Source organism: Zobellia nedashkovskayae (genome assembly GCF_015330125.1).
GTDB lineage: Bacteria > Bacteroidota > Bacteroidia > Flavobacteriales > Flavobacteriaceae > Zobellia > Zobellia nedashkovskayae.
In genome coordinates, this window is record NZ_JADDXR010000002.1 from 150,785 (window position 1) to 165,514 (window position 14,730).

Below are 14,730 nucleotides of genomic sequence, written 5' to 3' on the forward strand. Positions count from 1 at the left end.
TTTTTATCCAATTAAAAAGTCATGAAAAAATTCCTCCTGATTGCACTCATTACCACTACTACACTATGTGGCCTTAGAGCTCAACAAGATGCCCAGTATACACAATACATGTATAACCCAATGCCTATTAACCCTGCCTATGCAGGTTCTCGAGGTGTTTTCAGTATAGCGGCATTACACCGATCACAATGGGTTGGTATACAAGGTGCCCCAACAACACAAACACTTAATTTTCACACGCCAGTCTCAGACAGAGTTGGTGTTGGTCTGTCTATTGTGAATGATGATATAGGAAACGGAACAAGTCAAGAAACTTATTTTGACGGTGTTTTTTCCTACACCGTACCCCTTTCAAGAGAAGCAAAACTCGCTTTTGGTTTAAAGGCTAGTGCACACGTATTAAACCTAGATTTTAGTAAACTTGCTAACTACCAAGATGAAACTTCCGGTACAGGTCTAACTAATATTGATAACAAGCTTTCTCCAAACTTTGGTGCGGGGGTTTACTATTACAATGAACGATTCTATGTAGGTCTATCCGTTCCTAATTTTTTAGCAACCAAGCATTTTGACGGTGATGCAACTAGTTCTTCTTTTTTAGCAAAGGAACGTATGAACTTTTATTTGATGACAGGGTATGTTTACGACCTTAATCAAATATGGCAATTTAAACCAACGCTACTGGTAAAAGCTGTTAACGGAGCTCCATTACAAATTGATGTTTCCGCCAATTTCATGTTCCGAAATAAATTTATTTTAGGAGCTGGTTACAGGTGGGATGCTGCTCTTAGTGCCCTTTTTGGGTTTCAAGCTTCAGACCAAATATTATTGGGGTTAGCTTACGATAGAGAAGTTACTGAACTTGGTGGTTCACGATTTAATGACGGATCATTTGAAGTAATTTTAAGGTATGAATTTCGCTCACGTAATAGAAGAAGTATAGCGCCAAGGTTCTTCTAAGTTTTAGATTATTTTACTCTTGCTCTAACCGCGGTTTTTATATGATTTAAATTTGTTCACTCCATTCTTCATTTTGGGTTTAACCCGAAACATTGCATAAATAAATATTACGACTAAGTTATCCTACACATTAAGGGGTCTATACATCTACTTTTTTACACTATACAACATATAGTTTGCAAGGTCTCCTGACCTTATTAAATTTACCTCACAAATTTGTAGGTCTTTATTTACAATAGCTACATCTTGCTATTCCAAAGACTTTATAAAATACATTCCCTATTGGCGAATCGTTTTAAAAAAATTTTCGGGGCAATTCTCTTAGTATTACTTGCCCATGCGGGAAACGCTCAACAAACCACAAATTGGACGTCGGTATCATCCACAGTATGGGAATCCGTAACCAATGATGGTTTAGTGCGCGTTCAATGTACTGTATCTGGCGGCGTATCAATCTCTGGTCCGGAAACAATGGGTTGCACCAGTGCTGCAACTTATAGCGATCCTGCAGTTTTTGGAAGTCCTTCTTTAGAGGTTTCAGCTGATGCAGGTAATTTAAACTTCTTTTTCTTTGATGCCATAACCGGAAATCCTGTACACATTGTAAATCCTATAGTGCATGTCGATAAAGTAGGAACCGTGGGTTTCGTTCTATTAAGCTTTCAAGCGGCAACAGGAAACTTTAATATTACTAATGGTACATGGACGGAACTAAGTTCTAACGGACCTATATTTGAATCTACTCCTACCCTTTTCAATATTGATGATAATGCATTAATTATTAGTGGTTTTGGAACTGATGAATGTGGAAACGGTTCGAATATAGGAACAGGAGGAGGAAGTTTGCGTGTTGAAGAAGTTACTGAGTCAATCGAGATGGATGTAGATGTAACTGGTGGCCTGCTCCCTTTTTTGGCCGCTCCGGATGAAGTAGAATTCGTGCTTACCAATCTTATTATTGCCGAACCTAAAATTGAAGTAACCAAAACAGTTGTCGAAAATTTTTCAAATCCTGTCAGTATTGGAGATACTGTAAATTACACAATTACCGTAGAAAACACAGGAAATGTCACTTTAGATAATATTGATCTAACTGATACTTTTTCGGATATAGATTCAAATAATCTAACTTTAACAAGCCCCCCTGCTTTTAGTAGTTCCTCTTTAAGCTCGCTTGAAGGCACACTCCTTCCTGGGGAAACTGCAACCTATTTAGCAAGCTTTTCACTGACCACACCTGTATTGCAAACAGGAGGAATCATTAATCAAATAAGTGTTCTTGCCGATAGTCCCTACGGAACAGATGATGTAGATGATATTTCTGACGATGGTGTTGATACCGATGGAAATGTCGAGGATGACGCCACCATCAGTTATTTTCCTACGACCGATGATGATACGGTTAACATCTGTGAAGAAGGGACAGTTGATATTTATGTTCTTACAAATGATGATTTTGGAGGAAACGGACCTTCATCCGGAAGCATATTTATTGTTAGTCCTGCCAGCTCTGGAAGTGCTTTAGTTAATGACAATACAACCCCGTCCAATCCTATTGATGATTATATAACATATACTTCAGCTCTTGGATATACAGGTTCAGATAGTTTCGTTTATGGAATAACAGATAGCAAAGGATATACCCAACATGCAATAGTATCCGTTACAGAAACCGCGGCTCCAAATGCCGGTATTGACGGAACTTTGACTATCTGCGAAGGAACCACCGTAACCGAAACACAACTCTTTGACCAACTAGACGGAACTCCTGATTCAGGGGGAACATGGACACCTATTCCTGCAGGTGCTGGAACATACACCTACACCTTAACGGCAACTTCGCCTTGTACTGTCGATAGTACTTCCAAGGTAGTTGTTTCCGAGCAAGCAACTCCGAATGCAGGAACCGACGGAACTTTGACCATCTGCGAAGGAACCACCGTAACCGAAACACAACTTTTTGACGAACTTGGTGGTTCGCCAGAAACTGGTGGGAACTGGACACCGACCCTTGCAGGTGCTGGAACATATACTTATACCGTAACGGCAACTTCGCCTTGTACTGTTGATAGTACTTCCGAGGTAGTTGTTTCCGAGCAAGCAACTCCGAACGCAGGAACCGACGGAACATTGACCATCTGCGAAGGAACCACCGTAACAGAATCACAACTCTTTGACGAACTTGGTGGTTCGCCAGAAACTGGTGGGAATTGGACTCCGACCCTTGCAGGTGCAGGAACATACACCTACACCGTAACGGCAACATCGCCTTGTATTGTTGATAGTACTTCCGAAATAGTTGTTTCCGAGCAGGCAACTCCGAACGCAGGAACCGATGGGATATTGACCATCTGTGAAGGAACCACTGTAACAGAATCACAACTCTTTGACGAACTTACTGATTCGCCAGACCTTGGTGGAACATGGTCACCAACAATGTCTGGTGCAGGAACATACACTTATACCGTTGCGGCAACTTCGCCTTGTACTGTCGATAGTACTTCCGAGGTAGTTGTTTCCGAGCAGGCAACTCCGAACGCAGGAACCGACGGAACTTTGACCATCTGCGAAGGAACCACCGTAACCGAAACACAACTTTTTGACGAACTCGGCGGTTCGCCGGAATCCGGCGGAACATGGTCTCCCACTCTTTCAAGCGCTGGAACATACACCTATACTGTAACGGCAACTTCGCCTTGTACTGTCGATAGTACTTCCAAAGTAATTGTTTCCGAGCAGGCAACTCCGAATGCAGGAACCGACGGAACTTTGACTATCTGCGAAGGAAGCACCGTAACCGAAACACAACTCTTTGACGAACTTGGTGGTTCGCCGGAACCTGGTGGGAACTGGACACCGACCCTTGCAGGTGCTGGAACATATACTTATACGGTAACGGCAACATCGCCTTGTACTGTTGATAGTACTTCCGAGGTAGTTGTTTCCGAGCAAGCAACTCCGAACGCAGGAACCGATGGGATATTGACCATCTGTGAAGGAACCACTGTAACAGAATCACAACTCTTTGACGAACTTACTGATTCGCCAGACCTTGGTGGAACATGGTCACCAACAATGTCTGGTGCAGGAACATACACCTATACCGTTGCGGCAACTTCGCCTTGTACAGGAGACGACACCTCAGAAGTAGTTGTTACAGAAAAAGCATTACCTAATGCAGGAACCGACGGAACATTGACCATCTGCGAAGGAACCACCGTAACAGAATCACAACTCTTTGACGAACTTGGTGGTTCGCCAGACACTGGTGGGAACTGGACACCGACCCTTGCAGGTGCTGGAACATATACTTATACTGTAACGGCAACATCGCCTTGTACTGTTGATAGTACTTCCGAGGTAGTTGTTTCCGAGCAGGCAACTCCGAACGCAGGAACCGACGGAACTTTGACTATCTGCGAAGGAACCACTGTAACAGAAACACAACTTTTTGACGAACTCGGCGGTTCGCCGGAACCTGGTGGGAACTGGACACCAACAATGTCTGGTGCAGGAACATACACCTATACCGTTGCGGCAACTTCGCCATGTACAGTAGATGATACTTCGGAAATTGTGGTAACAGAACTAATAAATCCTAATGCAGGTACCGATGGTTCTTTGACCGTCTGTCAAGGTACGACCGTAACTGAAGATCAACTTTTTAATGAGCTTGGTGGAAGTCCGGACCCTGGCGGAAGTTGGACACCTGCCCTTGCGAGTTCTGGAACATATACTTATACGGTAACTTCCTCGTGTACTGGAGATGATACTTCTCAAGTTGTTGTTACCGAGCAAGTTTTACCTAATGCCGGTATTGATGGAACATTAACCATCTGCGAAGGAACTACTGTTACCGAAACACAACTTTTTGATGAACTAGGCGGCTCCCCAAATCCTGGTGGAGACTGGACGCCTGCCCTTGCTGGTGCAGGAACATATACGTATACCGTTGTAGCGACTTCTGCATGTACTGTAGATGGCACCTCGGAAGTGGTCGTAACAGAAGAACCGACTGCAAATGCTGGTATTGATGGAACATTGACTATCTGTGAAGGAACTACTGTTACCGAAACACAACTCTTCGATGAACTAGGCGGTTCGCCGGACTCCAGCGGGAATTGGACGCCTACCTTTGCGGGTGCAGGAACATACACCTATACCGTAATGGCAACTTCACCATGTACAGCAAATGATACTTCGGAAGTTGTGGTAACAGAACAAGTAAATCCGAATGCAGGTACTGATGGTTCTTTGACCATTTGTGAAGGCACAACTGTTACTGAAAGTCAACTTTTGTCAGAACTTGGTAACAATCCTGACTCAGGGGGAACATGGTTACCAGCAATGGCCGGTGCAGGAACATATACCTATACCGTAACTGCAACTTCGCCTTGTACCGTAGATGATACTTCAATAATCGTGGTAACCGAGCAGGTATTACCTAATGCGGGTACCGATGGAACATTGACCATATGCGAGGGCGAGACCGTAAACGAAACACAGCTCTTTGCTCAACTTGGAGGTGCTGATTCTGGTGGAACATGGACACCGACAATGGCAGGCGCAGGAACGTACACTTATACAATAACAGCAATTTCACCATGTGCCATTGATGATACTTCAGAAGTGGTAGTTACCGAGCAGGTATTACCTAATGCGGGTACCGATGGAACATTGACCATTTGTGCGGACGAAACCGTAAACGAAACACAGCTCTTTGCTCAACTTGGAGGTGCTGATTCAGGTGGAACATGGACGCCCATGATGGCAGGTGCAGGAACGTACATTTATACAATAGCAGCAATTATGCCGTGTGCCATTGATGATACTTCAGAAGTGGTAGTTACCGAGCAGGTATTGCCTAATGCGGGTACCGATGGAACATTAATTATATGCGAAGGAATCACAATAACTGAAGCTCAACTTTTTGACGAACTTGGTGGAACACCAGATTCAGGAGGAACCTGGTCACCGGTTGTGGCAGGAGCTGGAACGTATACTTATACCGTAACTGCAACTTCACCTTGCGCTATTGATGATACTTCAGAAGTTATTGTTACAGAACAGGCACCACCAAATGCAGGTACGGATGGGACATTAGAAATATGCGAAGGCAATAGTCTTACCGAAGCCCTGCTTTTTGCGGAACTTGGAGGCTCACCAGACCCTGGTGGAAACTGGACTCCTACCCTTTCGGGTGCAGGAACATACACTTATACCGTTGCGGCAACTTCGCCATGCACAGGAAATGATACTTCTGAAATTATTGTAACTGAAGTAGCTGCGCCTAATGCTGGTACCGATGGAACATTGATTATCTGTGAAGGAATCACAGTAACTGAAACTCAACTTTTTGATGAACTTGGCGGAACACCTGATTCTAGTGGAAGCTGGACGCCAACAATGGCTGGCGCTGGAACGTACACCTATACCGTAATTGCAACATTACCGTGTACTGTGGATAGTACTTCAGAAGTAATCGTATCAGAACAGCCAACTCCAAATGCGGGTACAGACGGAAGTTTGACCATTTGTGAGGGCGAGACCGTAAACGAAACTCAACTTCTTGCCCAACTTGGCACTCCAGATTCTGGTGGAGTATGGACACCCGCAATGGCTGGCGCAGGAACATATACTTATACCGTAATGGCGATTACTCCATGTACTCTAGATGATATATCCGAAGTAGTTGTATCTGAACAACCAATTCCAGATGCAGGAACAAACGGAACTTTGACTATTTGCCAAGGAACTATCGTAACCGAAACACAACTCTTTGATGAACTTAACGGAACTCCCGATACTGGTGGCGATTGGACACCTACTCTGGCTGGTGCAGGAACATATACTTATATCGTAAAAGGTAATGTTTGTCCAAACGCAATTGCAAATATTATCGTTAATGAAGAAATTCAGCCGAATGCCGGAACAGATGCAACGCTTACCATATGCCCGGGTTCAACTGTAACAGAGGCAGAACTCTTTTTGCTCTTAGGAACTGATAATACTAGCGGTACATGGAATCCTAATCCTGAAGGAGCCAGTGCAGGAATGTATACCTATAGTATTACTGGAAACATATGTGGTGGTGATTCAACAGCAACAGTTGCGGTTACTATTTCTAATCTAGATTCGGATGGTGATACCATATTAGATTGTGATGAAATAATAGATGGTACCGATCCTTTTGACGACTGCGATTCCATAGGCGGGAAACCATTGGCCAGCAGCGATTGTGATAATGACAAACTCACGGAAGAAGAGGAATCTTTATTGGGCACAGACCCAATGAATCCAGATTCTGATGGTGACGGAGTAATAGACGGACAAGAAGTAATTGACAGTACTGATCCGCTGGACAATTGTGATTTCTTATTGGAAAGTCAAACTTTTGCTCCGAGTAGAATCTGGAATGATGCGGACTGTGATATGGACAACCTCACGAACGAACAAGAAATAGACAGGGGAACCGATTCTACCAATCCTGATACCGACGGTGATACTATAAATGACGGACAAGAGGTGATGGACAATACCGATCCGCTTGACCCTTGCGATTCAATTGGTGGCACAGCACCTAACAACATTTCCTGTGAATTATTTATTGAGTTAGACCTCGTTAAACAAGGAGATATTTTAAACGGAAGTTTTAGGATTATTAATATTGACCGCTACCCTAATCATCAGGTAGAGATATTTAATAGATGGGGTATTCTAGTTTGGGAGTCTTCTAAATATGACAACAACAATAATGCTTTTGAAGGATTATCAAAAGGAAGAATTACCATTATAGAAAACCAAAAATTACCATCTGGTGTTTATTTCTATAAAATAAAATATGTAGCTAAAGGTGAGGATAAGATGAAAGAAGGATACCTCTATCTACAAGATTAAACAGAGCAAGTAAACATGAAAGGTACGATACTAAAAATCTTGTTTTTACTTCTGACGATGCAATTAAGCTTCGGGCAGCAGGATGCTCAATTCACCCAATACATGTATAACACATTAACGGTAAATCCTGCCTATGCCGGTTCTAGAGATGTTCTCGGCGTTTCGCTACTACACCGCTCGCAATGGGTTGGAATGGACGGAGCTCCTAGTACACAAACCTTCAACATACAAGGTCCTTACAATGACAAAATAGGATTAGGGTTTTCTATCGTACATGACGAAATTGGAAATAACACCAACCAAAGCACCAACTTTGATGTTGCTTTCTCATACAGTGTGCCTACCTCCGAGAATTACGAACTATCCTTTGGTCTTTCTGCTGGTGGGCAGTTGTTAAATATCGATTTTAATAAATTGAGAAATTATAGTGCTAGTCTGGCACCATCCGTAGAAAAAGAATTATATAAAAAATTTACGCCCAATGTGGGAGCCGGAGTATACTTTCACTCCAATAAATTTTATATTGGTCTTTCTGCACCTAATATCTTAGAAACCGAACATTTTCAAAATCCAGATGATAATGGTTCTGTAATAGCTTCTGAGCGCATGAATTTTTATCTGATTTCCGGATATGTCTTTGACCTAACTCCATCTTTGAAATTTAAGCCCGCATATCTTATAAAAGCTGTTACCGGGGCTCCTCTTCAGGTTGATCTTTCCGCTAATTTTTTAATCAACGAAAAATTTACCTTGGGTGCTGCCTATAGATGGGATGCTGCCATGAGTGCGCTATTTGGCTTCCACATGGGAAAGCAATTTATGCTGGGACTTGCCTATGACCGAGAAATATCTTCATTAGGTGGTTCACAATTTAATGATGGTTCTTTTGAAATATTTCTCAGGTATGAATTCATTAAGAATAATAAAATTGACCTAACCCCTAGATTCTTTTAGAAATGAGCATAAAGCCCACATATCTAATAATTCTACTCATTTTCATCACTTGGGGTTCTAGTTGTTTCTCACAAGGAAAAAACAAGAAAGCGAAAACTGATAATTTTGATCATTACGCTTACATGCAGGATATTGAATCCTACGCCTCTTTATTGGAAAAAGGATATGACGAGACCACAATCCATAAAAAATTAGGAAATGCCAATTACCATAGTGCCAACTACGATGTTGCTACATTCTGGTACGAAAAACTGTTAGAAAATGATGAAGTAGCGGTCTCTCCAGACTACCTCTACCGGTATGCCCTAGCTCTAAAATCTATAAAAAAATATGAAGAATCTGATATATGGATGGAAAAATTCCAAAAAATAAAGAACAACGATACACGCGCTAACCTTTTTACAAGTAACCCTGATTATTTAAAAGAGATACAGATTCCAAAGGAACAATATACTATTGAGAACCTCAACGGCATCAACTCCAAAGAATCGGATTTTGCTCCTTCGTATTTTAATGGAAATCTAGTATTTACTACTTCTAGAGATCTTGATGTGCAGAAATACAGTAAACTGCCCTACCTCAACCTATATCAATCTGAAATCTCAGAAGAAGGCAAAACGGGTCAGCTTTCTGTTCTTTCAGAAGTGTTGAACAGCAAGGCCAATGAATCCTCTACCTCCTTTTCTGAAGATGGAGAAACGGTTTATTTTACAAGAAATAACTTCTCAAAAAAATCATTCAAAAGAGACAAAAATGGTGTAAGCAGATTAAAAATTTACAGAGCTTTTAAGAAAGGTGACTCTTGGAGCGAACCAGAAGACCTCCCTTTTAATAACACCAATTACTCGGTTGCTCATCCTTCTTTAAGTAGTGATGGTACCAAACTCTATTTTGCATCAGACATGCCCGGAGGGAAAGGTGCTTCGGATATTTATGTGGTTACCGTTTTATCTGACGGAACCTTTGGAGACCCTGTAAAAATGGGAGCTCTTGTTAATACAGAAGGAAAAGAAACCTTCCCTTATATTGCTAATTCAGACATCTTATATTTTGCCTCTAACGGTCATCCAGGTCTTGGCGGTCTTGATATTTTTAAAGTAGACCTGAATAAAGAAAACAAGGCTACCAATTTGGGAAGCCCAATTAATAGTTCCGAAGACGACTTTTCTTTGGTCTTGGATTCTTCAGAAGAAATCGGTTATTTTGCTTCCAACCGAAAAGGAGGAAAAGGTAGTGATGATATCTACGGATTAAAACGAAGTGATACCGACTGCTTTACCTTTATTGAAGGTAATGCATATGATAAGGATTCTGACAAACCCTTGGCAGAAACCATAGTTGAAGCCCTTGATTATGACGGTCAAAAATTAGCAGAAACCGTAACAGCTTCCGATGGTTCTTATATCATACGAATACCTTGTCAAGAAAAACAATATCAATTGTCCGGCAAAAAAGAAGGTTACGAAGTGGGAACGCTTTATATGTTAACCACCAGCGACAAAAAACAAATTAAAGAGACCCGTCTGGAGTTAGAACAATCTACCAAGGTTGTTGACGTTGGTTCCGACTTGGTCAAGGTTTTAAAACTTACTCCTATCTACTTTGATCTAAATAGTTCTTACCTTAATAAAAGTGCCTATCCGGAACTAAATAAAGTAGTGGATTATATGAGCCGAAGACCGGATATTAAAATAGCCGTAGGTTCACATACCGATAGCCGAGAAGGAGACCAATACAATGTATGGCTTTCCAGAAGACGAGCCATGAGAACGGTTCAATATATTACATCCAAAGGTATAGACCCATCACGGATTTCAGGAAAAGGCTATGGAGAAACTCAATTATTAAACCAATGTACCAATGGCGTTAAGTGTTCGGAAAGTGAACACCAATTGAATAGACGTTCAGAGTTCATCGTGATAGAAAAATAAGCGATTTCTCTTTCAAGAAAAACCGTATGAAGCGCTAAAATTCTTCAAGGAGCCTTATTTTTGCATAAAGGAAATTCAGCTATGCAGAAAAATTTCAGAAAGGTTGCAAAAGTTGCTCTAGTGCTCGTATATCTCGTTATTGTTGCCGGCGCCGTAGTACGTGGTACAGGTAGCGGAATGGGCTGCCCAGATTGGCCTAAATGCTTTGGCCACTATATTCCTCCAACAGAGATTTCTGAACTACAATGGAAGCCGGATACCGATATTAAGAAAGGCCAAATAATCATTGTAGATGAAACCCTTCAGGTTGCTTCCGAAAGTTTTAGAACGAGCAATACCTTCGATAAAAATAAGTGGGAAACCTATACCAAACACGATTATGCCCAATTTAACGCGGCACACACTTGGATAGAATACATTAACCGTCTGTTTGGGGCTCTGGCTGGCTTGGCTACTCTAGTACTAGCTATAATGTCCATTCGCCTGTTTAAAACCAATAAAACAATAACTATCTTATCCTGGTTGGTAGTTTTTGGTATGGGCTTTCAGGCTTGGTTGGGTGCAACCGTAGTATATTCCCTTTTAGAGCCTGTAAAAATTACCGTACATATGGTAATGGCGCTAGTTATTGTGGCTTTCCTTCTTTACATTATACATATAACCAAAGCTACAACTGAAAAGGTGAAGAATTATAAGGATATTGTTCCGCTTTTATCATTTGTGCTTTTCATGACCTTAGTTCAAGTTATTCTGGGTACACAGGTTAGGCAATTTGTAGATGATCGAATGGATATCTTAGGCGATGCGGCTAAAAATTTATGGCTGTCAGATGCGGATTGGCAATTTTACGTACACCGCTCTTTTTCTATAGTCATTGTATTATTAAACATCTTTTTAGCGCAGCGTATCTATAAGTATAAGCTTAATTTTCCAAAAATTAACTGGGTCTTGGTTTTCTTGTTTATTGAAGCCATGTCCGGTGTTGCTATGTATTACTTCCATTTTCCATTCACTTCACAACCTATACATCTGGTATTGGCCAGCTTGCTTTTTGGAGTCCAGTTTTATTTGCTTTTAGAAGCTATAAGTGCCAAAAGAAGCTATAAATCTTTGTAACTTTGTCAACCCTTAAAAATTCCGGTTATGATTTACAAAATACGTATCATCTTAGATGCCAAGGAAGATATATTCAGAGACCTTGAGATAGAGGCAAGCACCTCTATGGAGGAGTTTCACAATGCTATAGCTCAGTCTTTTGGATTTTTAGGTAACGAAATGGCCTCTTTTTACACCTGTGATGAAGAGTGGATTCAAGATGAGGAAATCGCACTTTTTGACATGAGCGATAATGGTTCTGATGTTAAATTGATGAACGAAACTTTTCTGGAAGATGTCATGACAGAGGACAGCCCTAAGCTTATCTACGTCTATGATTTCTTAAGCATGTGGACGTTCTTCGTAGAACTTGCCGATAAGGTTGAACCTGAGTCTGGCATATCATATCCTAACGTATTGTTCAGTTTTGGTGAGCTTCCGGAAACACCTCCGGAAAAGAATTTTGAGTCGAAACCTGCTCATGATTTTGACGACACGTATGATAACTATGACGACCTTGATTTTGATGAGAATTGGAATTAAGCCATTGCGGATTTCTCCTTTTTTCAGCAAATCGAACATCAAAAAATAAATCTATTTAGCATTCTGATTAACAGCAATCTACACTTATCAAGAATTAAAAAAGCTATTGAATTATGATTAACCTATACCCTACCCAAATCGAAACAATTTCCCTTCATCGCGTGGGGAATAAAAACAAAAGCGAAGGTCTTTTTCTTTCTGAAGAGCCTTTCTCCTTGAACGACGAGACCACTGGTCTTTTAAAAGAATATTTCTTTAAGCCTTTTCGTGAAAAGGAAGAGAACTATTTTAAGCTTGTAAATGATGTAGATGTGGAGTTTAACGAACTACACAAAATAGTTTCAGACATTTTTGCTGACCCGGAGAGTATGCACGCAAATTCTAAGAAAATTGCACAGCATCTTTTTGAGCAATCTAATCACCCGCATATTAAAAGTGGAGAGGTTTATGTTGCACATTTATCTAACGTTATGTTAGACAATGTTAAGACCGATGCAATTGGTATTTTCAAGAGTGAGCTTAAACACGATTTTCTTCAGTTTGAAGAAAAAGGGAGCAACTTAGACATTGTAATTCAACAAGGTATAAACATTAATAAATTAGACAAAGGCTGTCTAATTTTTAATGTAAATAAAGAAGAAGGTTACAAAGTTCTTTCTGTAGACAGTAACCGTTACGACACCAAATATTGGCTTGAAAATTTCTTGGATGTAGATGCCCTGGCGGATGAAAATTTCTATACTAAAAACTATTTGAAATTCTGTCAGAATTTTGCCAAAGACGTAGTGCTACCAGCTGAAGACAAGCAGCAAGAGGTTCTGTTTATGAACCGTGCGGTGAACCATTTTGCCAAGAATGATGAGTTTGAAGAAACTAGCTTCTTAAATGAAGTAATGGAAAACCCAGAATTAATACCGGAATTTAAACATTACAAAGAGGAAAAAGGTCCTAAATACAGTATTGAAGATGTGTCTAACTTTGATATTGCCAACAAGGCAGTATCTGATGCACGTAAGAAAATAAAGAATGTTATAAACCTTGACACCAACATACAAATTAAGTTGGATTTCATAAACCCAGAATCTGCGGAGAAGTTTGTAGAAAAAGGCTGGGATGAAGAACGCCAAATGTACTACTACCTAGTATACTTCAATAAAGAGGAGAAAAACTAGTATTAATATTAGTTGGTATTTAAAAGAAAAGTCCTCTTTTAAATACCAACTATCTTATTTTAGTGGTCTATTTTTATGTTTTGTTCCAATATTTGTTTCATACTCACATCTTCATAGTTACGACGTACAAAATTTAAGGCCAAACCTAATATTTCTCCCATAGTTTTAGCTTTTTTAAACTGCATGTCTAGTGTCAATTCATAAATTGCATCCCGTAACGTTTCAATATTTTCCTGAGTAGAAATATGATCTTTTTTGGCTATCGCAATTAAGCGTTTTATTCGGGCTCCCGAACTTAGGATTCGCTTAGCTACAATAGACCTTTCTTCCAACTTATATTGATCTATAGAGTCTCTTGTCAATTTTTTTCTAACTAGCTCTACCATCTGGTAGTTTTCCTTAAAAAATTGTGGCCGGTATACTTTTAATTTTCCTTCAAAACACTGTTGATCAAAATCTATAGCACGAATACGATAAACCACATGATCAAAATCGTGTACCGGTACTATAACATAGTTATAAGACCTCATATCTCCAAGTAAGCGTATCATACAACGCTCATTGAATTTAACAAACCCTTTGGCCAATTGTGATTTTTCGGTTTCCGTACAATTAGGTAACATATCCTTTATAAAAACATCGCCAGGAATACCTGCAATATGTTCCTCGATCAAAGTGTCTTTATAAACCAAAAAGTGAAGGTTGTAAGGCGAAAGCATATGCTCTAATTCCAATCCATAAATACGTGAGGCATCGGTTTTTTTTACATAGAAATACGTAAAGTTGTCATTCAGAATATTTCTAACCTTAATCCTAAAAGGCTTAGAATTACCAAAAGTGCAGAAGTCTACTGAATCAACATTTAAATACTTATGAATATTCTCATTCCCATCAGAGAGAAGAATAGAGTATACTTTTTTAAGACTATTGTCTATTTCTATTCTATCAAACTCAGAATAATAAACACGCACCCATAAGGTATCTATATCATCGTCATCATAAACTACTACCGAGCCAGCAAATCGCAATAAATCATCATAGAAAATAGGTATTTCAGTTTTACGGCTATAATGCTCTAAATATTGGTCCAATTTTTTACAAACTGGATAAGCCGGCTTTTTCTTAGACATTAATCGTTCTTCTGACATACTACAAATTTACTTACAAATTACTCATTT

General features: G+C 40.1%; 8 protein-coding genes. 7 read left to right on the top strand and 1 reads right to left on the bottom strand.

The window, feature by feature from the left end; all coding sequences use genetic code 11:
* Positions 1-21 precede the first annotated feature (21 nt).
* The 7 genes from IWB64_RS00670 (at position 22) to IWB64_RS00700 (ending at position 13,552) form a co-directional block, all read left to right on the top strand.
* Positions 22-960, top strand: coding sequence for a PorP/SprF family type IX secretion system membrane protein (locus tag IWB64_RS00670; RefSeq protein ID WP_194532202.1), 939 nt, complete (start codon positions 22-24; stop codon positions 958-960).
* 282 nt (positions 961-1,242) lie between these two features.
* Positions 1,243-7,857: a T9SS type B sorting domain-containing protein gene (locus IWB64_RS00675; protein ID WP_194532203.1), complete on the top strand. Its 6,615-nt coding sequence runs from the start codon at positions 1,243-1,245 to the stop codon at positions 7,855-7,857.
* Between the two features lie 15 nt (positions 7,858-7,872).
* Positions 7,873-8,811: a PorP/SprF family type IX secretion system membrane protein gene (locus IWB64_RS00680; protein WP_194532204.1), complete on the top strand. Its 939-nt coding sequence runs from the start codon at positions 7,873-7,875 to the stop codon at positions 8,809-8,811.
* 2 nt (positions 8,812-8,813) lie between these two features.
* The gene (locus tag IWB64_RS00685; protein WP_194532205.1) at positions 8,814-10,742 is read left to right on the top strand and encodes an OmpA family protein; all 1,929 of its coding nucleotides are present in this window, start codon (positions 8,814-8,816) and stop codon (positions 10,740-10,742) included.
* Positions 10,743-10,823: 81 nt separating this feature from the next.
* Positions 10,824-11,858, top strand: a complete 1,035-nt coding sequence (locus tag IWB64_RS00690; RefSeq protein ID WP_194532206.1) for a COX15/CtaA family protein — start codon at positions 10,824-10,826, stop codon at positions 11,856-11,858.
* Positions 11,859-11,885: 27 nt separating this feature from the next.
* Positions 11,886-12,380: an IS1096 element passenger TnpR family protein gene (locus IWB64_RS00695; RefSeq protein ID WP_194532207.1), complete on the top strand. Its 495-nt coding sequence runs from the start codon at positions 11,886-11,888 to the stop codon at positions 12,378-12,380.
* Positions 12,381-12,493: 113 nt separating this feature from the next.
* Positions 12,494-13,552: a nucleoid-associated protein gene (locus IWB64_RS00700; RefSeq protein WP_194532208.1), complete on the top strand. Its 1,059-nt coding sequence runs from the start codon at positions 12,494-12,496 to the stop codon at positions 13,550-13,552.
* Positions 13,553-13,611: 59 nt separating this feature from the next.
* Here IWB64_RS00700 and IWB64_RS00705 read toward each other — a convergent pair whose 3' ends face one another.
* Positions 13,612-14,700 carry a hypothetical protein gene (locus IWB64_RS00705; RefSeq protein ID WP_194532209.1) on the bottom strand — a complete coding sequence of 363 codons (1,089 nt, stop codon included), beginning with the start codon at positions 14,698-14,700 and terminating at the stop codon, positions 13,612-13,614.
* Positions 14,701-14,730: the final 30 nt, after the last annotated feature.

What these genes read in the sequence shown, in the direction of transcription:
- IWB64_RS00670 (WP_194532202.1), top strand. Translation starts at nt 22, where the DNA reads ATGAAAAAATTCCTCCTGATTGCACTCATTACCACTACTACACTATGT.
- IWB64_RS00705 (WP_194532209.1), bottom strand. Translation starts at nt 14,700, where the DNA reads ATGTCAGAAGAACGATTAATGTCTAAGAAAAAGCCGGCTTATCCAGTT.
- IWB64_RS00690 (WP_194532206.1), top strand. Translation starts at nt 10,824, where the DNA reads ATGCAGAAAAATTTCAGAAAGGTTGCAAAAGTTGCTCTAGTGCTCGTA.
- IWB64_RS00695 (WP_194532207.1), top strand. Translation starts at nt 11,886, where the DNA reads ATGATTTACAAAATACGTATCATCTTAGATGCCAAGGAAGATATATTC.
- IWB64_RS00680 (WP_194532204.1), top strand. Translation starts at nt 7,873, where the DNA reads ATGAAAGGTACGATACTAAAAATCTTGTTTTTACTTCTGACGATGCAA.
- IWB64_RS00700 (WP_194532208.1), top strand. Translation starts at nt 12,494, where the DNA reads ATGATTAACCTATACCCTACCCAAATCGAAACAATTTCCCTTCATCGC.
- IWB64_RS00685 (WP_194532205.1), top strand. Translation starts at nt 8,814, where the DNA reads ATGAGCATAAAGCCCACATATCTAATAATTCTACTCATTTTCATCACT.